Source organism: Paenibacillus rhizoryzae, from assembly GCF_059686995.1.
This window is the reverse complement of record NZ_JCAALT010000004.1, coordinates 36,624-55,773: the sequence shown is the minus strand read 5'-3', so window position 1 is coordinate 55,773 and position 19,150 is coordinate 36,624. Positions and strand designations below refer to the sequence as shown.

General features: G+C 50.2%; 14 protein-coding genes. 10 read left to right on the top strand and 4 right to left on the bottom strand.

Translation table 11 applies throughout. The annotated features are described in order from the left end of the window. Positions 1 to 8: 8 nt before the first annotated feature. The 3 genes from AC6ESO_RS12890 to AC6ESO_RS12880 all read left to right on the top strand — a co-directional run bounded on the left by AC6ESO_RS12890 (position 9) and on the right by AC6ESO_RS12880 (position 4,129). Complete coding sequence (locus AC6ESO_RS12890) at positions 9 to 1,928, top strand: type 2 periplasmic-binding domain-containing protein (RefSeq protein WP_494820440.1); 1,920 nt, start codon at positions 9 to 11, stop codon at positions 1,926 to 1,928. Between the two features lie 70 nt (positions 1,929 to 1,998). Beyond that, complete coding sequence (locus AC6ESO_RS12885) at positions 1,999 to 3,066, top strand: Gfo/Idh/MocA family protein (RefSeq protein ID WP_497091684.1); 1,068 nt, start codon at positions 1,999 to 2,001, stop codon at positions 3,064 to 3,066. Between the two features lie 97 nt (positions 3,067 to 3,163). Continuing rightward, complete coding sequence (locus tag AC6ESO_RS12880; protein ID WP_497091683.1) at positions 3,164 to 4,129, top strand: D-2-hydroxyacid dehydrogenase; 966 nt, start codon at positions 3,164 to 3,166, stop codon at positions 4,127 to 4,129. Here AC6ESO_RS12880 and AC6ESO_RS12875 read toward each other — a convergent pair. Then, positions 4,107 to 5,015 (bottom strand): TetR/AcrR family transcriptional regulator, encoded by a 909-nt coding sequence (locus AC6ESO_RS12875; protein WP_497091682.1) that lies wholly within the window; start codon positions 5,013 to 5,015, stop codon positions 4,107 to 4,109. The two genes, AC6ESO_RS12880 and AC6ESO_RS12875, sit on opposite strands and share 23 nt — an antisense overlap. Before the next feature lie 140 nt (positions 5,016 to 5,155). Between AC6ESO_RS12875 and AC6ESO_RS12870 the strand changes: the two genes are divergently transcribed. After that, on the top strand, positions 5,156 to 6,640 hold the full coding sequence (locus AC6ESO_RS12870) for a DHA2 family efflux MFS transporter permease subunit (protein ID WP_497091681.1): 1,485 nt from the start codon (positions 5,156 to 5,158) through the stop codon (positions 6,638 to 6,640). A gap of 81 nt (positions 6,641 to 6,721) precedes the next feature. Here AC6ESO_RS12870 and AC6ESO_RS12865 read toward each other — a convergent pair whose 3' ends face one another. Beyond that, positions 6,722 to 7,360 carry a phosphatase PAP2 family protein gene (locus AC6ESO_RS12865; RefSeq protein WP_497091680.1) on the bottom strand — a complete coding sequence of 213 codons (639 nt, stop codon included), beginning with the start codon at positions 7,358 to 7,360 and terminating at the stop codon, positions 6,722 to 6,724. 127 nt (positions 7,361 to 7,487) lie between these two features. Here AC6ESO_RS12865 and AC6ESO_RS12860 point away from each other — a divergent pair, with 127 nt between their 5' ends. The 3 genes from AC6ESO_RS12860 (at position 7,488) to AC6ESO_RS12850 (ending at position 12,740) form a co-directional block, all read left to right on the top strand. Further along, on the top strand, positions 7,488 to 8,171 hold the full coding sequence (locus AC6ESO_RS12860) for a response regulator transcription factor (protein WP_497091679.1): 684 nt from the start codon (positions 7,488 to 7,490) through the stop codon (positions 8,169 to 8,171). Then, on the top strand, positions 8,164 to 9,576 hold the full coding sequence (locus AC6ESO_RS12855) for an ATP-binding protein (RefSeq protein ID WP_497091678.1): 1,413 nt from the start codon (positions 8,164 to 8,166) through the stop codon (positions 9,574 to 9,576). The genes AC6ESO_RS12860 and AC6ESO_RS12855 overlap by 8 nt, the downstream gene beginning before the upstream one ends. A 74-nt stretch (positions 9,577 to 9,650) precedes the next feature. Next, on the top strand, positions 9,651 to 12,740 hold the full coding sequence (locus AC6ESO_RS12850; RefSeq protein ID WP_497091677.1) for an efflux RND transporter permease subunit: 3,090 nt from the start codon (positions 9,651 to 9,653) through the stop codon (positions 12,738 to 12,740). A 984-nt stretch (positions 12,741 to 13,724) separates the two neighbouring features. On the opposite strand, the gene AC6ESO_RS12845 is transcribed toward AC6ESO_RS12850, so the two are convergent. Beyond that, complete coding sequence (locus tag AC6ESO_RS12845; RefSeq protein ID WP_497091676.1) at positions 13,725 to 14,972, bottom strand: MFS transporter; 1,248 nt, start codon at positions 14,970 to 14,972, stop codon at positions 13,725 to 13,727. A 132-nt stretch (positions 14,973 to 15,104) separates the two neighbouring features. Next, a complete protein-coding gene (locus AC6ESO_RS12840) occupies positions 15,105 to 15,974 on the bottom strand; it encodes a helix-turn-helix transcriptional regulator (RefSeq protein WP_497091675.1) in 870 nt (289 codons plus the stop codon). Positions 15,975 to 16,126: 152 nt separating this feature from the next. Between AC6ESO_RS12840 and AC6ESO_RS12835 the strand changes: the two genes are divergently transcribed. The 3 genes from AC6ESO_RS12835 to AC6ESO_RS12825 all read left to right on the top strand — a co-directional run bounded on the left by AC6ESO_RS12835 (position 16,127) and on the right by AC6ESO_RS12825 (position 19,107). Continuing rightward, a complete protein-coding gene (locus tag AC6ESO_RS12835; protein WP_497091674.1) occupies positions 16,127 to 16,957 on the top strand; it encodes a phytanoyl-CoA dioxygenase family protein in 831 nt (276 codons plus the stop codon). 153 nt (positions 16,958 to 17,110) lie between these two features. Further along, the gene (locus AC6ESO_RS12830) at positions 17,111 to 18,643 is read left to right on the top strand and encodes an MDR family MFS transporter (RefSeq protein ID WP_497091673.1); all 1,533 of its coding nucleotides are present in this window, start codon (positions 17,111 to 17,113) and stop codon (positions 18,641 to 18,643) included. Next, entirely contained in the window at positions 18,640 to 19,107 is a 468-nt protein-coding gene (locus tag AC6ESO_RS12825; RefSeq protein WP_497091672.1) for a GNAT family N-acetyltransferase, read from the top strand. The genes AC6ESO_RS12830 and AC6ESO_RS12825 overlap by 4 nt, the downstream gene beginning before the upstream one ends. The last annotated feature ends 43 nt before the right edge of the window (positions 19,108 to 19,150 follow it).

The following is a 19,150-nucleotide window of genomic DNA, read 5'->3' as shown; positions in this document are numbered from 1 at the left end:
ACGGTATTATGAAAAAGGTAGTCATGATTATGTTTGCTGTTCTACTGGCTGTTTCTCTGGCTGGCTGCGGCAGCTCCAAGAACGAAAACAACGCACCGAACAATACGGGCACAAACGCAGGCGCACCGGTTGATCCGGCTAATTTCAAGGAAATGCATTTGGAAGTTCTTAGCCAATTGCCGACAAACCCACGTAAGCCCGTTGAAGACAAACTAACGCCAATCTGGCGCGAGAAGACAAAAGTTATTCCTGATTTCGTTGAAATTCCGGCAGGCACCGACTATAAAAGCTGGCTGCAAATGCAAATTCTTGCTGACACGGTTCCAGCGGTAATCGCAAACCAGAACGGTATCGCAGACGATGCCGACAACATGGAAATGCTCAAGAAAGCAGGCATGGTTCGCGAAATCACGCTTGATGAAATGACGAAGTATATGCCGCTTACAGCTGCGCGTTTATCTGAGCTGGGCGTTACGATGGAACAATGGTACAAAGCAAGCGTAGATCCGACTGACGGTAAGCTATGGGCGATTCCTTCGCTGCCAAGCCCGTTGCTGAAAGAAGAATACCGCAAAACGCCTTACGGCGATTCCCGTCTGGGCAACGGCGGTTACGGCGTATGGATGCGCGATGATATTTTGAAAAAAATCTTCCCGAACGCCATGAGCGCAGCTGATTTGAAGAAGCTGGCGGTTGCCAACAAAGGTAAATTGTCGCTGGAGCAAATCATGGATATCCCGATCAAAAATTTGGATGACTTGTATGCTTACTTGGAAAAAGTAAAAGCGTTGAACATTCAAGAAAACGGCAAAACCATTACGCCTGGTCACCTTCAATTGGATAACACAAGAGGCGCGCTTCAATGGTCCTTGTTCACGGCTACCGGCTTGAATATGAGCCAAGCTTATCCGCTGGTAATCAACGAGTCCAAAAACCTGTACTCGGATTATGAGCTGACGCCGGAATGGAAATCGTACATTTCGTTTATGAACAAAGGCTTCAAAGACGGTTTGTTCGGCAAGGAATTCTACATTCAAAAGAACGAACAGCGCGATGCGAAAGTTATCAATGGTGAGTACGCCGTCGTTAATATGTGGGCTCCTATTGCAGCTAACCAAGAAAAAGTGAAAAAAGAAGGCAAAAACTATGATTGGAGATTCTATCCAATCTTTGCAACCGAGCTTGACCCAAGCAATCAAGATGCGGCTAATCAGTACTTCCCGTTGACGACAAAATGGAACTCCAAAGCCATTAACCCGAAAAAGGTTACGGACGATATGATTCCGCAAGTATTGAACTGGATCGACTGGAATAACTCCTTGGAAGCAGCTGATCTGCGTTCATGGGGAACTCCGGACATGTACACAGGCGAAGGTATGGAACGCCGTTACAAACCGGAATTCAAGAAGGTCGAAGAGTACAAGCTGCTTGGCAAGCAAGATGAAACAGGCGATGGCTGGTACTACGGTATTCAAGGTCAAGACAACACAATGACGAACCCTGAAGTTTACGGCCTTGCAATGGCGGACGAAATGGGCTTTGTATACTCGCCGCAAATCGTTTATCCATTCAGCGTAAGCAACTACGATCAAGCTACTTTGGTAAACACAGCTTGGCAGCAGCACAACATGAAGAACATGTCGCTATATGCGGAGCTTCCTGTTGACGAAGCAACGCAGCAAGCCCGTGCAGAGTACGACACCGTTACAAACGATCTGAACAACAACCTGATCGCTCCTCATAATGACGAGCTCGACAACCTGATTGTTAAAGCGATCACTAGTCCGGTTGCTGATTTCGACAAAACGTATAAAGAATATACAGACGTACTGGCGGAAAGCGATATTGCCGACGGTATTAAGAAACAAACCGATGCTTGGATGAAATATTACAAGCTGCGTGAGGGCTTCTTGAAGAAATTGAACTAATGAATCAACTTGGCAGCGCTCCGGCCGCTCGGCCGGAGCCTGTTCATTTCATCTTGAGAGGATGTTAATCATGACGAAGAAACTTAAAGTAGGCGTAATCGGTGCGGGCGGTATTTTCCAATGGGCGCACTCCGAGCCTTTGAAAAACCACCCCGAGCTTGAAATTGTAGCCATTTGCGATATTGATCTTGAGAAAGCCAAAGCAGCAGCAGAGCAGCACGGCATTCCGCAAGCATTCAGCGACTACCGTGACGTTATTGCTCTTGCAGACGTCGATATTATCGATATTTGCACACCAAACCTGTTCCACTCCGAAATCGCTGTTGCCGCTCTTGAAGCTGGCAAACATGTATTCTGCGAAAAGCCGGACGCCGTTAGCCCGGAAGAAGCGCTCCGCATGAAGGCAGCTTCGGAGAAAAGCGGCAAGACGCTGATGGTTATGCGTAACAACCGTTTCCGTCCGGCTTCCCAGTACATCAAACGTTGGATCGACCAAGGCAACCTGGGCGAAGCTTATGCGGGTCGCTGTGGTTGGACTCGTCGCCGCGGTATTCCGGGTAAAGGCGGCTGGTTCACGACGAAAGAATTGTCCGGCGGCGGTCCGTTGATCGATCTGGGCGTTCACTTCATCGACTTGTCGATCTGGTTCATGGGCAATCCGAAGCCCGTATCCGTTACAGGTGCAACTTACACGAAATTCGCGGATGCAGAAGATATCGCTGGCTCCGAGCACAGCAAATTCGGTTCAAAATCCGAAGGCGAAGGTACATTCGACGTTGAGGATTTGGCAATCGGCTTTATTCGTTTCGACAACGGCGCATCGCTTCAAATCGAGTTCAGCTGGGCTTCGAACATCGAGCAAGAAGAGAACTTCGTTGAGCTTCGCGGTACGAAAGCCGGCTTCAAATTCAGCAACGGCAAGCTTGGTATCTTCGGTGAAGACCAAGGCGTTGTGACCGATATGGTTCCTCACGTAGGCGAAGACAACGGTGGACACGGTGCGAACCTGTATCACTTCGTTGATGTCATTCAAGGCCGCGAGAAACCAATCTTTACGATCGATCAAGGCGTGGATATGATCAAAATATTGTCCGCGATCTATGAATCCGCTCGTACAGGTTCTGAAGTTAAACTGTAAAGCAGGGAATGCGGCAGAAGCCCGTACCGTCCAATTGGGCTGGTATGGGCTTCTTCTTTATGATTTAGATGTCGACCTGAAGGAGAGTGGCTGAAGGATGAAGAGGAAGCTTGTATGCGTGTACGATTTGGAAGCGAAGCACAGAGAACGAATTCGTGAGGCTGCGCGCGGGTTTGAGCTGGTTTTTGGCGGCGATGCCGATGAACAGGGCATGGCTGCGCATTTGGCCGAGGCTGAAATTATAGCCGGCTGGGATGATCAAGCAGCGGCTAGCGCGCTGCGGCCGGGCACTCCGCTGCGCTGGGTGCAGGCTTGGGGCGCAGGCGTCGAGCAGATGCCTTTCGAAGCATTTGCGGCGCATGGAATAACGCTAACCAATGCTAGCGGCGTTCATGCGAACGGGATATCGGAGACCGTGCTCGGCATGATGCTTAGCTTCACGCGCAAGCTGCATTTGACGATGCGTAATCAGGTGGAGAAGAAATGGGACTGGCTCGGCGGCTTAGGCGAAATCCATGGCAAGGTGCTTGGGATCGTCGGAGTAGGCGCGATTGGCGAGGAGCTTGCTAGGCTCGCACAAGTGTTTAACATGCGCGTACTGGGCCTACGGAATTCCGGCAAGTCATCGCCCTATGTTGATCAAATGTACGGTGCTGAGGGACTGGATACCTTGCTGCAGGAGAGCGATTATGTGGTGGTTACGCTGCCGATTACGAAGGATACCCGCCATTTGTTCGACCTTGCAAAGTTTAAACAGATGAAGCCGTCCGCTTTCTTCGTTAATATTGGCCGCGGACAGACGGTTGTAACCGAAGATATGGTGGAGGCGCTGCAATCCGGTGTCATTGCCGGGGCTGGGCTCGATGTGTTCGAGCAGGAGCCGCTGCCAGCCTCGCATCCGCTCTGGGAGCTGGACAATGTGATATTGACTCCGCATAACTCCGGCAATTCGATCTATTACACGGACCGTGCAGTTGATATCCTCGTTCATAATCTAGGCGTTTATTTGCGGAGCGGGGCAGAACCGATGCGCAACCTCGTTAGTTTGACGAATCAGTACTAGCAGATTTCAATTCAAACAGCTTCTCCATTTGCCCTAGAATGGCCGTTAATTCATGCTGAGCATGTAATAGACCGATTAGCGCGCGGACAAGCACCATTCGGGGCTTGTCCGCGTCAGCTTCTTCTTGTAGAAGCACGGCCGCTTCGTACAGCTCCGTCTTTCTGGCGTTAGTCGCCTGGAGTTCTTGAATGGCGGCGAGCAGCCTTGTGATTCCTTCGCCCAGCTGTTCCTCCGCAGGGACAAAACACCCCTTGATACCGCATGCTACAAATTGAGTCATGGCAGCAGCCTCCAGAATCGGAGCATCCTTCGATTGAGCCATACCCGCAGCCATTTCATCCATGCGATCCACTACGAACGACGCCATTCGTTCATAATCGAACGGACTGTTTATTAACTCGGTCATCACCATATATTGCTTGATAATGCCGATGTAGAGCGCAATGAGATCCCATTTATACGTTTCGATGCCCGGGCCGTAAGCATGGACAAGGCTTTCTTCCAAATAAGTGAACATTTGCGACCGAACCTGCTGCAGAAATTTTGAAAAAACGCCGGCATCGTTAATCGGCAGTTCATAAAAGTCTTTTATACTGGATTTAAATTCCTTGAAATAAGCGAATTGGTTCAACGTTTCTTGCACAAAACGTGCTTTGGGTGAGAGTAGGGGATCTGCTTTGATGCGATCTACCTGATCTAACATCTGCTGGATATGGTGACGATACACCTCAACGAGCAAATCCTCCTTGGAAGCAAAAAATTTATATAGCGATCCCTTTGCTATACCGCAATCGTTCGCAATATCTTGAATGGAAGTCGCAGCAAAACCTTTCTGCGCAAAAATCCGCATCGCAGATCCGATGATTTTATCTCTAAGTAAGCTCAAAGGCGTTCCTCTTTTCAGAAAAAGATTGACAAGTGACTGTCCAGTGTTGAGAATATTATATATCGTGACTTATCGGTTTTCAATAAAAACGGTCGGTCACAGTATAGATAATAAGGATTTTATGGAGAGAAGGTAGAGAGATGTCATCACCAACTGCAACAACGTCATCATCCGAAGCGTTTTCAATCAAGACCATCATCGCACCGTTAATGGCTGTAATCGTCGGAATGATCATGGTTATTCTGGACAGCACCGTCGTCAACGTAGCGCTGGCGAAATTCCAGACCGAATTCGACGCTACGATTAACACGGTTCAGTGGACATTCACAGGCTATACGCTTGCCCTGTCAGCTGTTATACCCCTCGCCGGCTGGATGACCGATAAATTTGGCTCTAAACGCATATTCTTGATTACCATTGCGTTATTTACGATTGGTTCCGTGCTTTGCGGAGCTGCGCAAACCGTTGAACAGCTTATCGCGTTCCGTGTCATTCAAGGGCTCGGCGGCGGTATGGTGATGCCGATCGGTATGGCAATCATTTTCCGTCTCGCACCGCAGGAGAAACGCGGCGCCGTTATGGGGATGCTTGGGATCCCGATGCTGCTTGCGCCTGCACTTGGACCGATTTTGTCGGGCTGGTTGATCGAAGCGGTCTCATGGCACTGGATTTTCTTGATTAACCTGCCAATCGGTATTGTCGGTATGATTGTCGGGATCAAATATCTTCCGAATTTCGCGCAAAACAAAGCGCCTGCACTGGACATCATTGGGATGATTCTAGCGCCAATCGCGTTTGCATCGCTTGCTTACGGCGTAAGTGAAGGCGGCCGCACAAGCTGGACGGCAGACAATACGTTAACCGGTTTGATCGTCGGCGGCGTTGCCTTGCTCTTGTTCATCATCGTGGAGCTTCGTCACAAACAACCGCTTCTCGAATTGCGCGTATTCCGCTCTTCGGACTTTACACGCGGCACACTGCTCGTGTGGATCGTTCAAATCGCACTGTTCGGCGCCATGATTCTAATGCCGGTATTCCTGCAAAATATTCGTCATTATTCACCGCTCGAAACAGGCGTTATTATGCTTCCGCAAGCGATCGGTTCGATGCTCTTTATGCCGATCGGCGGACGTTTGTTTGATAAAATCGGTGCACGTCCGCTTGCACTGATCGGTCTTTCACTCGTTTCCGGAGCGTTGTTCCTTCTTCATAACATCAACGCCGAGACGCAGCTAATCATGATCATTATCCCGCTATTCATGATCGGCTCGGGCATGGGCTTATCGATGATGTCACTGAACACGCATGTGCTCAACTCCGCACCGCGTCATCTCGTTTCCCGTGTTACTCCGCTCACGACGGCAGCGCAACAAGTCGTCACATCGTTCGCGGTTGCGGGTCTGACGGGCTATATGACGACACGCGCCGCCGATCATATCGCTAATCTAGGTGCGAACGGCAATCCGATCGATGCTGCAGTTAACGCCTACAGCGATACGTTTATGCTGTCGTTTGGTCTGGCGCTCTTCGGTGTTGTGTTCAGCCTTATTCTCCGCAAACCGAAGCCGCAGAAAGAAATGGCCGGTGCTGAACAGGTTGATCCGGCTATGATGATGGGTCACTAAACTTGCGACGATTAGCATGCGATAATTAAAAAGCTGCACCCCGGCGTCATTGGACGATGGGGTGCAGCTTTTTGCTCTCTATTACATATTTGCGCGCTGCGTCATTGGTTTCGGCTTGCGAACCGCAGCGGAGCGTTCGATTAGAGCCACTAGTCGGTAAACGACATCGGCGAGAATAATGCCGGCGAAAGCATCGAAGATGACATGCTGTTTGATAAAGAAGGTCGAGAGAATAATAATCGAAGACATGCCGTAAATCAATGTCTGGTTGATGCGGTTACGGAAGCGGCTGGTGTATAGTGCTTTCATCACCATATAACTGGAGAAGCAATGAATGCTCGGGAAGCAGTTGAACGGCTCATCTCGCCCATACACATAACCCAGCAGGCGGGTAAACGGATCGTTCCCGACCAACGCAGGCCGCGGTACGGTCGTTTGGAAGACCATATAGATCCCATAGCAGATCAGTGCGCAAACCACATAGGTAATGAGCGAACGTCTGTATACGGCTGGGTCCTTAATGAAGAAATACACCAAACACAAATAAATATAAAAAATCCATACGGAATAGGGCAGCACGAAAATTTTGACGAGCGGAATCGCTCGGTCCAGATCAGTCACCAAGCTGTAGACTTGGGCGCCCGGCCGATTCGTTAAAGCGTACAGCCAGCCCATTATCGGAAAGATTAGCATGCTGATCAACGGTAAAAAACGTTTCATTGGATCCTCCCCTGAAAAAAAAGCATGAAGGCACTCTAGCAACTCTTCTAGCAATCTTGTAATAATAAGATATTGTGATTGCGGATGCAAGCACCAAAAGCATACAAAAACGTGAGGCGGTTCATTTATGGTCAAAATTGCTCTAGTCGATGATGATGTACATATCCGGGAATTGGTCAGACTTTATTTAAGCGACGAGGGTTTTGATATTCTGGAATTCGCCAATGGCGAAGAAGCATGGCTCTATGTCAATGAAAACGCCGTTGACATGGTCATTATGGACATTATGATGCCGCGCATGGATGGCTACGAATTGTGCAGGAAGCTGCGGGAGTCAGGCGATATGCCTATTCTCATGATAACTGCCAAGGGAGAATCCGAGGAGAAAATTAAAGGGTTCCAGCTAGGCACCGACGATTATTTGACGAAACCTTTTGATCCAATGGAGCTTGTGGTCCGCGTTAAAGCGCTGCTCAAGCGTTACCGCATTACTTCTTCACAGATGGTGGCGATCGGCAGTATCGTGATGGATCGGATCGGCTACCAGGTCATTTATAAAGACACGGACACGGCTGTCACCATTCCGCTTAAAGAATTTGAGCTGCTGTACAAATTGGCGAGCCATCCGGGTCAATTGTTTACGCGGGCAACGTTGATTGAGCAGATATGGGGCTTCGAATATGAGGGTGATGAGCGGACGGTGGATGTACATATCAAACGTTTAAGGGAACGCTTTGCAGAATATGAAACCGCGTTCCGAATTGTGACACTTCGCGGACTCGGCTACAGGCTAGAGGTGCCGCATGATTAAGTCGCTGTATGTCCGGACGGTTATGATATTTATTGCCGTGGTCATTCTCAGCCTGACGTTCGCCTTCTTTCTTGCTACCTGGCTGTACAGCAATAACATTAAATCCTTGGCCGAGGATCAAATCATTGCTAACGGCAAACGCGTCATCGAGATGATTCAGAAGTCGCCGGAGGCCGGGGTTACTGCTAATTTGGAAAATTTGAAAAGCAATATCATGCTGCCCGGCTTCAGAGTCAAAGTCATCGATCAGCATGGCGCAACGGTTAAATACAGCAGCGAGGTTGGCATAAGCGAGAAGATGCCGATAACACCTGAGCAGTACAAGCCCGTTATTAATGGCGGTATCTACAGAGGTCTGGTGAAGGAGTATCAAGGCGATCGCCATGGACCGGATCATATTGTCGTCGGCCTTCCGTTTGAGTTTGGCAACAAGCCGTATGCGCTGTTTATTTCGCCGGAAGTCGGCAACCTGCTCAATGTGTTTCGCAGCGTGCTCTTGACCGTACTCTGCGGCGTCCTCGTAGTTGGCAGCTTGCTTATTCTGCTGGCCTCGCAATTCATCGTAAAACCGGTACAGCGATTGACCCGAGCGACCAAAAGGATGGCACAAGGCGATTTCGGCATCAAGCTCCAAACGAAACGGAAGGATGAGATCGGCGTTCTGACTGCCAGCTTCAATGAGATGGCGAAGTCGCTCCGGATGCTGGATCAGATGCGGTCCGATTTTGTAAACAATGTAGCGCATGAATTTCAGTCGCCGCTTACGTCCATTACCGGGTTCTCGAAAGCACTCCGTACGAAACCGATGGATGAGGCCGGTCGTCAGCATTATTTGACCATTATCGAAGAGGAGAGCCAGCGCCTCGCGAGGCTGAGCGCGAATTTGCTGAAGCTATCCGTCCTTCAGCAGGATCAGGGTCCGGTACATCCCACCTATTATCGGCTGGACGAGCAAATCCGCCGCATTATCATTGCCAGCGAGCCGCAGTGGAGCGTTCGTGGGATTGAATTCGAGCTGGAACTTGAAGATTTGACCATCCACGGGGACGAGGATAGTTTGGATCAGGTGTGGCATAATTTGATTAGCAACAGCATCAAGTTTTCACAGCATAATGGCTGCATTGGGATCACGCTGCAACAAGTCGGCGAGATGGCTGTAATTACGGTACGAGACCACGGAAAAGGAATACCGCCGGAGGAGGAGCAGCATATTTTCACCCCATTTTACAAAGTGGATAAATCAAGGGATTATGCCGTGAAAGGAAATGGACTGGGACTTTCCATTGTGAAACGAATTGTCGATCTGCATCATGGCGAAATTACGGTCACGAGCGTACCGGGCGTAGAAACGGTATTTATGGTGCGGCTTCCGCTTTATGCTGAGAATCAGGCTCGTAATTTGTAACGTCCAGTACATATTCAGTTCAAACTTCTCCTGTATACTGACCTCTAGATAGAGAAAGAGGAGAGATAACATTCATGAGTTGGTTAAGTCGATTCAGTCTAAAGAACAGTGTAGCAGTCGTTATTCTCTGCTTGATGGTGCTGGGGTTTGGCTTCTTCTCCGCTACCCAGATCAAGCAGCAAACCTTCCCGGACGTGGAATTCCCGGCCGTATTCGTACAAGTCGTCTACCCCGGCGCTTCTACGGAAGAAATCGAGTCCGAGGTTACGAAACCGGTCGAAGAAAGCTTGCAGGGGCTTAAAGGCTATGATGCTTTAACGAGCACCACTTCCGAGAATTCCGCAAGCGTCATTCTGCAGTATCCGTTCGGAACGAACATGGACGATAAAGTAAAGGATATTGAGGCGGCAGTCGCTAAGCTTCAAACACCCGAGAAAGCCAAAGTAACGATACAGCGCCTGAATATAAACGCGGCGCCAATCTATGAAGCCGCAATCTTCTCGTCGAAGGATACAGACCCGGCTGCTTTGCAGAAAGTGCTTGAAGAGCAAGTGGTGCCGAAGCTGAAGAAGGTTACCGGCGTAAGCGCAGTTGAGCTGAAGGGTGTCGTATCCCAAGAGCTTCGCATCGAAGTCGATAAAGATAAAGCCGCGCAGCACGGCATTTCGCTTAATACGATCCAAACGGCGATCCAGCAGCTGGACTATGCGCTTCCGCTTGGTTCGGTAAGTCAAGACAGCACGTCGATTCCGATTCGCCTTGTGGGCAAACTAACGAAGCTTCAACAAATCAATGATCTTGAACTGAGCCCTGGAGCGGGTCTTGGCGGAGGTGCTGCCGGAGCGCCCGGAGCAGGCGGACAAGCAGCTGCGGCGAAGGTTAAGCTGTCGGATGTTGCTAAGATCACTACAGTTTCAACCCAGAACGAAATTACTCGTTTTGACGGCCAAGCCAGCTTCGTCGTACAAATCGTGAAGACGCAGGATGCCAATACGGCAGAAGTATCCGATGATGTGAAAGATGTGCTGGAAACCTATAAGACGAAAGCCAACCTTGATATTCACCTGATCCAAGACCAAGGCGCTGAAATCAAGAAGTCGGTTTCCTCGCTAATTCGCGAAGGACTGTTCGGTGCGCTGTTTTGTGTCATCATTATATTCCTGTTTTTACGCAATATACGGGCAACCCTGATTTCGATCATCTCGCTGCCGATTTCGATCTTCGCAACGATTGCTTTGATGAACGAAATGGGGTATACCCTCAACATTATGACGCTCGGCGGTATCGCGGTATCGATCGGCCGGATTGTGGATGACAGTATCGTCGTCATTGAGAACATTTACAGATGGCGTCAAGAGAAAGGACGCGACATGAATGGCAAGGAGCTTGCCTACAAAGCGACCAAGGAAGTTATCGGCGCTGTCGGTTCCTCCACAATTGCAACTGTAGTCGTGTTCTTACCGCTCGCTTTTGTCACAGGTATCATCGGCGAGTTCTTCCGTCCATTCGCCATTTCGGTTGTTATCTCGATTGTCAGCTCCTTGCTGGTTGCGATGATGCTGATTCCGGTACTGGGCGCGAAATTCTTCAACCACATCAAGCCGCATAAAGAAGGCGGCAAGTTCATGGACTTCTACGAGAAACTGATTCGCGGCGCGCTCAAACGCAAAGTCTGGGTATTAGTCTTATCCATTGTGATTTTGATTGGTTCATTCGGTACAATTCCGTTGCTTGGCGTAGCGTTCTTGCCGGCCGGTTCCGTACCTTCGATCGGTATCGAATTGAAACTGCCGACGCAAAGCACGATTGAGCAAACGAATGAGGCAGCCGAGAAAGTAGAAGGCTACCTGAAGGATCTGAAGGGCGTCGATAATTACCAAGCCTCCATTGGCGGAGCGGATAATCCGTTCATCCAAATCGGCTCCACTGCGAACAGAGCTGCATTCACCGTTCAATTCGCAGAAGGAACATCGATGGACACTATGATCGATGATGTCGGCAAGGACTTGAAAGCGATGCTGGCTAAAGAAGTACCGGACGCTACGGTTAATGTCAAAGAAGGCGAGCAGAACGGCCCGCCGACAGGTACCAGCGTGGAGGTAAGCTTGTATTCCGAAGATATGGCGGCACTCACGACAGCTTCGCAGCAAGTTGAGAAGCTCATGACCGCTAATACAGATATGAAGGATATTTCGAACAACCTGAAGGACACAACGCCTAAATGGGTCATCTCGCTTAACCAAACAGCGAAGGATTTGAACGTGTCGGCGTTCCAAATCATGGGTGCTGTAAACGAGCAGCTGCGTCCGACAGATGTAGGCAGTTACGTGCTTGATAGCAAGAACTGGGATATTACGATGTCCTATGCACAGCAAATTACATCCAAGGCACAGCTCGAAGCGATTACGATTCCGACAGTAGGCGGCATGAAGCAGCTGAAGGATCTCGTTGAGCTGAACGAATCGATCGCTCCGATTGCGATCAACCATGAAGATGGCAAAATGTCCGCGAAAGTAACGGGTAACGTGAAGGATGCCAACAAGACGGCAGCTGTAACGAAAACAATTACGGACGATATCGACAGCTTGTCCCTGCCAAGCAATGTGGAAATGAAAATCGGCGGTGGCCAGGATATGATCAACAGCGGCTTCCAAAGCATCGGTATTGCAATGGCAGCAGCAATTGGACTTGTGTTCCTGGTCATGAGCATGACCTTCGGCGGCTTGCTTACGCCGCTTATCATTCTCTCCTCGCTGCTATTCGTACCGGTTGGCTCCTTAGGAGCGCTTCTGATCACCGGCCAATCGCTATCGATGAGCTCGATGATCGGGATGCTGATGCTCGTAGGTATCGTAGTCACGAACGCAGTCGTATTGCTCGATCGCGTAGAGAAGAACCGCAAGGATGGCATTCCGCTTCGCGAAGCGCTGGTTGAAGCTTCTAAGACAAGGCTGAGACCGATTCTGATGACGGCATGCGCAACGATCCTGGCGCTAGTGCCGCTAGCTCTTTCGGAATCGACAACAAGCTTGATCTCAGGCGGACTTGCGATTACCGTAATCGGCGGTTTGACCACGTCGACGCTGCTTACACTGATTGTAGTGCCGGTCATTTATGAATTGACAGGCAAGCGTCGCAAGATTGAGAAGGAACTGGATCTATAAGGTTTGGTGACGGAGCAGGTTTTATCACTGCTCCGTTTTTTTGTGTTTTTGTGGCGGGGCAAACACTGACATCCGCGATGACTTGGAATAATTAAGCACGCGGAATGCTCTAACGAACTGTACAGGTCTTATTTGCTCGAAAACAGCGTCGGATAATTCTAACGAACCGTGGAGGTCTTATTTGAAGGTTTTTGCGTGTTTGGGAGCCAAATAACCCAAAATAAGACCCGTACAGTTCGTTAGAATCTCAAAGTTCGCTAATTCGGGTAAATAAGACCTCTACGGTTCGTTAGAAGTCGGAGGCAGGCAGCTGAAAGACACCAAATGAACTCTCAGCGTCCAAACTAACCCCCCAATCCCCCGTTCCGGCAGCTGAAAGTCTCCAAATGGAACTCTCAGCACGAAAACCAACCTAAATTATAACTGAGAGTACTGAATTGGAACTCTCAGCGTCCAAACTAACCCCCAATCCCCCGTTCCGGTAGCAGAAAGTCTCCAAATGGAACTCTCAGCACGAAAACCTAGCTTAACTATAACTGAGAGTACGGAAATAGAACTCTCAGCGTCCAAACTAACCCCCAATCCCCCGTTCCGGTAGCTGAAAGTCTCCAAATGGAACTCTCAGCACGAAAACCAACCTAAATTATAACTGAGAGTACTGAATTGGAACTCTCAGCGTCCAAACTAACCCCCAATCCCCCGTTCCGGCAGCTGAAAATCTCCAAATGGAACTCTCAGCTGGAAACTAACTCGGTTAATTAAGGTTCTACGGCTCGTTAGGTTTTTCGAAGGGGAAACGGTAAGTGGTTAGTGCGTGAATACGTAATGGAGTTGGTTTACTATGTGCTCTTATGTGGTTTGTGCGAGGAGGAGGCGGTGTGAAGGTGGTACAGATGGTTAGTTTATGTGACTTAGGGGCAGCGATTTCAGAACAAACTAAAAGAAGCTGAGCGCACGGATAGCCGTGTTCTCAGCTTCTAACTTTTAATGGGTTACTGTAGCTGTTTTTTGCTGCATCGCAGCTGCTTGTTTCTTCATCCATCGCTGGTTGACCAGCGAATGTATAACGAAGAACAGCGCGGATGCAGTCGCTGTAATAACAGCCAGCCAAGCTACCGGCGTCAGTTGGCCGATATCGTACAGATGGCCCATCATGTATGGACCGAGGACACGCCCCGCGGAGCCGATGCCGCCGGCAAGTCCGAGGTAGAATGGAGCTTGTTTGCCGCCGTTCTCACTGAGGAATGCGGGAATTGCAGGCGCGATCAGCATCTCGCCGAAGGTGGTAAGCACCATGCCGAAGACCATGCCCGGAAAGCTGTGAAACATGAGAATGGCGGCATATCCGGATAAATAGAACAGCGCGCTTGCCGTGAGCTGAGCCGTAATCGTTTGGGCTACCAGGCGTTTGATCAAGCTGATCAGCGGCTGTGCGACGAAGATGAGTACGCCATTCAACGTCCACAGATAGCCGAACATTTGCTTCGGAAGTCCTTCGCTGATGATGAACGGCGAGACGCCGGTATTCCAAATGCTGTTGCCCAGATTGAGCAGCATGGCGCCAACCGCCATGAATAAGTAGACTCGAACGTCGAGGAGCAGCGCCCAGGCACTTTCATTTTGAGGGGATAGCCGCTTCATCTTCACCGCACCTGTATCGCTGCCCGTGCCAACTTGCTTCAAATAGAACAGGAAGAAGATGGCGAATACGGCCGACGTTACGCCATTCATCGAGAAGCTGAGCGAATAGGAGATATCGGCAAGGAAACCGCTGAGTGCTGTCCCAATCGCGACTCCGATATTGTTGGCGACGTAGACGATGTTGAACAGCTCACCGCGTTGATCCGCGAAGCGGAAGCCAATGAACGCTTGAATGGCCGGCATCGACAGCGCGTTGAACAGTCCGATCAGACCCATCATCGCGATAAAAACAGGCCAATTATGGCTGAGAACAGGCAGCAGCAGCAACCCGGTCGCGTTGAGTGCGAGTGCGCCGATGATCAGCTTCTTCACGCCAACTTTGTGGTAAAGCGCGCCGCCGAGCAGCTGTCCGGCGATACCGCCGATCGATTGAATAAGAATGACGAATCCGGCATCGGTCATGCTGCGTCCGAGTTCATCGAAGACAAACATCGTCACAAGCGGCCACATCAGCGCGCTTCCGATGGCATTGATCAAACTGGCTGCGAGAAAAACTTTGATTTCCTTCGGGTATTGATTAAGTATGCGCATAGAAGTGTTCTCCTGTTTTTTCCTTGTTGAAATAAACGCAGTAAGCTTTTATTATACTTGATTACGGCTGATCGAGGGAGTGCCCGGAATTTTCCACATGCAGATCACGAGACGAGACTCCTTGACTCCTCATTAGGATGACGAGCGCCAGCTGGAAGGCGACACCCCAATATATTTCTTAAACACCGTCGCAAAATGCTGACTGGTCTTATAACCTAGGTCAAGCGCAACCGCCGTCACGTTGGCGCCGGGCTGCCGAAGAAGCTCGCAGGCTCGGTTGATTCGGATCCGGTCGATATAATTAGCCGGCGATTGGCCGTGCAAATTGTGAAACAGCCGATAGAAGTGCGATTCGCTGACGCCTGCGAGCGCGGCGAGCTCCTTGTTGCTCCAGCGACGCTCCGGCGCAGCGTCGATCTGGGCGGTAAGCGCGAGCATCGTTTCCTTCAGATCGAGCGGGAGTTGACGGGCTGCAGCGGGCGGATAGAGCAGATGCAGCAGGATATCAACCAGATGATGACGCACGCGAAACGCTGCGCTGTCTTCTTCCATCAGCAGACTGCGTAGTTTGTAGAACTGCTCGCGGACACGGCTGTCTACCGAAACAATGCGGGGCAGCTGCAGCAAGGCCTTATGAATTTGCAGGCGGTCTTCATCGCGTAACGACAGCCAATCCGGGTAGTCCGCGGGATCGCGTAAGATGAACCACCAGATGCTGCAGGGTTCAATGAAATTCAGCCGTGCCCGATGCCATTCCCCTGGGCGGGTATGGAAGACCTGTCCCGTGATCGAGGGATAATAATCGCCATCGACTTCCCAGGTCACGCGGCCATTCTCGACATACACAAATTCGTAGCAGCCGTCATGCTGATGGTCCGATAAGGGAGAGGCTTCTTGGAAGCGGTCATAGCCCAGCATCATTAACTCAGGAAAGTCTGCTGTACGATTCGCGGCGTGGTTGTTGATCTCCCAGCGAACCGCATCGTTTCTGCCTCTAGCCATATGGAATTGCAGCTCCATTCGTGTCTAATTATCTCTTATGTTTCTAATCCTATTTGATAGGTTTTCGGAAGTCAACGATAGCTGCCTTGCTCTACAATGAAAGCAGTTACACTTAACTTATATTGATGAGAGTGAAAGAGGTGTCTTACGTAATGGCAGTTATCGATTACAACATTACCGAAGAGGATAGACAACGCTTTAATACCGATGGCTACTGGATCAGCCCAAAGCTGATCGATGATGATACAATTGCACGGCTTCGTGATGCGCATGAGCGAGTATGGAGCAGAAAATATGACGGCTACGGCCTTCCGATGCACCATTACCACCCAACGGACAATCCGTTTGCATTGCGTAAATTCGATAATGGCTGGTGGATTAACGATGAGGTCCGCTCCGTCGTAACCGACCGTAATTTAGGTAAAATGGCAGCTGAGCTGCTGGACGAGGAATCCATCCGTTTGTGGCATGATCAGGTTATCTACAAACCGGGTACAGCCGGCCAGGAAACATCGGCAGGCAATGTAGGCTGGCATCAAGACTACGGTTACTGGCGCTGCAGCAGCACGGCTAATATGTGTACCGTCTGGATCGCTTTGCAAGATACGGATCTGACGAACGGCGGGATGATGACGATTCTCGGCTCGCATAAATGGGGCGCCGTAGAAGGCAGCGACACTTTCTTCGAGCAAGATATGGGCAAGCTGAAGGCGAAGTTTGCCACGAGGGATTGGGTGGAGGAGCCTTGTATTCTGAAAGCCGGGCAGGCGAGCTTCCACCATGCGCTTACGTTCCATGGCTCGGGAACGAACTACTCCCCAGACCCAAGACTTTCCGTTGTCGCGCATTTGATGCCAGGCAATACGTACTTCCGTGAGCACAGTCAGCGTCACCCAAATCTGATTCACCTAAGTGCGCGCCCGGTTCCCGGAATGAAATTCGACAACGAAGAATTTTTCCCAACGCTATATTCGAAATCATAAAGCGGTAACCTAGAGAATGACCGGAACATCCTTCGCAGGGAGGAGGAGGCCGGTCATTCTTTGTTGTATAATGAACGGGTGTCTTTTGTTAATATTCCGTTCACAAAGATGGTTTACGATGAACAAAGGCATCAAGAAAAGGGGGGTTACGGTTTGAAGCAGAAAGAAAGCAATAAAACATTAATATTGATCGGGTTGATGATCGGGGTCATCTTCGCAGAGCTTGACGAAACGGTTGTTTCGACGGCGATGCCCACGATTATCCGCGATCTGGGCGGCTTAGCGCTGTATGGCTGGGTTGGCGGCGTTTATATGCTGGCCATGACTTCTTTTATGGCTGTACTCGGCAAGCTGGCCGATTTGTACGGACGCAAGAAAATTTACATTCTAAGCATGGGCTTATTTATCGGAGGCTCCATTATTAGCGGTCTGGCACCTTCAATGGAGGTGCTGCTCATCGGACGGGGGATCCAAGGGATTGGTGCAGGGGGACTCATGCCGCTTGCGATGGTCATCTTCGGCGATACGTTCCCGGTTGAACAAAGGGCCAAGATTCAAGGGATATTCGGTGCTGTCATGTTTATCCCGCAGCTGCTCGGACCGCTTGTCGGCGGATATTTTGCCCAGCATATCTCATGGCACTGGATCTTCCTCGTTAATATTCCGGTTGGCGTATTAGCTGCAATTATCTTATCGCTTGGACTCCAAGAGACGAAGGTGGAGCGCAAAGTAAGTGTCGACTGGTTCGGTGCCATACTCCTTGTAGCCGCGTTAGTCAGTCTGCTGCTCACTCCGGTGCTGCATCAGACAGAGGGCTATGCTTGGACGGAGCCTGTAATGCTCAGCCTCATGGCAGTCGGATTGCTGTTGCTCGCCTTATTCGTCTTCGTGGAATCCAAGGTGAAAGAGCCGATCCTGCCGCTACACCTCTTCAAAAACCGCAATTTCGTTGTGCTGTCATCGCTCGTATTCGTCTTCGTTCTTGCCGTAATGGGCGCACTTTCTTCGTTCCCATTCTTCGCGCAAAATGTGCTCGGGCTGACGCCAACGGCAGCGGGCTACCTGACACTTCCACTTATGGTAGGCGCAATCGCAGCAAGTGTGGTTGCAGGTCGGATGATGACCAAATTTCCATACCGGAACATCTATGGCATTTCATTTATTCTTCCGGTCATCGGCTTCTATCTGTTGTCGACAACACATGTCGATACGCCGATTTATATTTTCGTCATTTACTTCATCATTCTAGGACTTGGTTTCGGTACTTTGTTCGGCAATCAGCTGATTGTTCAGGAATCGGTTGAGAAAGAGAACAGCGGTATCGCATTATCGTCGATCACGCTCTTCCAATCCATCGGGATGACAATCGGTTTCAGCTTGTTCGGCTCCGTACTTGCGGCTAATGTGACGTCCGGACTGAAAGGCTTATCTGGTTCCATGACGGCAGATCAAGCGGCGAAGCTGGGCGACATCTCGACAGGCGCGATTCCCAAAGATATCGATCCAACACTGCTCGATCAAATCAAAATCGTCTTCGCTGACGCGTTTACGCACCTTTACTGGATCTCATTCGTTCTTGCTATCGTGTCCTTCCTGATCTGCTGGTTCTTGAAGAAGGAAGTGCTTGTAACGAAGAAGGATGACGAAGCGGGAGCACAAGAAAGCGTGATGGAAGCGACGGTATGATCAAGCAGCTTGATCTGACGGATCCGTCGGTTGCCCGGCAGCTGCTAGATGTTCAGCTGCCTTCGTACCGAATCGAGGCCGAGCTTATCGGCTTCGATGGTATTCCGGGGCTTCATGACACGGTAGAAAAGCTTGGGAAATGCCAAGAAATTTTCTTCGGCTGTTACCTCGATGGCGAATTGGCCGGAGCGATTTCCTACAAATTAGAGGAGGACGGCCGCGTTGTCGATATTCATCGACTCGTTGTCCATCCGAATTTTTTTCGCAGAGGGATCGGTGAAAAGCTGGTACAGTTCGTCCTGGAATCCCACCGGGATCGGGCAAACTCGTTCCTTGTAGCAACGGGGGCCGCGAACGCGCCGGCGAAGCGACTGTACACGAAGCTCGGTTTCGAGGAAGCCCGAGACGTGGAAGCCGCGCCAGGATTATTCATCACGGAGTTCACCAGAAGAGGAGATTGCTGAGCAGTTATAGCCGGCAATCTCCTCTTTGCTTTTGACATTGGCA

Excerpts from the sequence above, each read along its gene's own strand:
- AC6ESO_RS12870 (WP_497091681.1), top strand. The coding sequence starts at position 5,156 with ATGTCATCACCAACTGCAACAACGTCATCATCCGAAGCGTTTTCAATC.
- AC6ESO_RS12835 (WP_497091674.1), top strand. The coding sequence starts at position 16,127 with ATGGCAGTTATCGATTACAACATTACCGAAGAGGATAGACAACGCTTT.
- AC6ESO_RS12880 (WP_497091683.1), top strand. The coding sequence starts at position 3,164 with ATGAAGAGGAAGCTTGTATGCGTGTACGATTTGGAAGCGAAGCACAGA.
- AC6ESO_RS12885 (WP_497091684.1), top strand. The coding sequence starts at position 1,999 with ATGACGAAGAAACTTAAAGTAGGCGTAATCGGTGCGGGCGGTATTTTC.
- AC6ESO_RS12855 (WP_497091678.1), top strand. The coding sequence starts at position 8,164 with ATGATTAAGTCGCTGTATGTCCGGACGGTTATGATATTTATTGCCGTG.
- AC6ESO_RS12860 (WP_497091679.1), top strand. The coding sequence starts at position 7,488 with ATGGTCAAAATTGCTCTAGTCGATGATGATGTACATATCCGGGAATTG.
- AC6ESO_RS12845 (WP_497091676.1), bottom strand. The coding sequence starts at position 14,972 with ATGCGCATACTTAATCAATACCCGAAGGAAATCAAAGTTTTTCTCGCA.
- AC6ESO_RS12825 (WP_497091672.1), top strand. The coding sequence starts at position 18,640 with ATGATCAAGCAGCTTGATCTGACGGATCCGTCGGTTGCCCGGCAGCTG.
- AC6ESO_RS12890 (WP_494820440.1), top strand. The coding sequence starts at position 9 with ATGAAAAAGGTAGTCATGATTATGTTTGCTGTTCTACTGGCTGTTTCT.
- AC6ESO_RS12850 (WP_497091677.1), top strand. The coding sequence starts at position 9,651 with ATGAGTTGGTTAAGTCGATTCAGTCTAAAGAACAGTGTAGCAGTCGTT.
- AC6ESO_RS12865 (WP_497091680.1), bottom strand. The coding sequence starts at position 7,360 with ATGAAACGTTTTTTACCGTTGATCAGCATGCTAATCTTTCCGATAATG.
- AC6ESO_RS12840 (WP_497091675.1), bottom strand. The coding sequence starts at position 15,974 with ATGGCTAGAGGCAGAAACGATGCGGTTCGCTGGGAGATCAACAACCAC.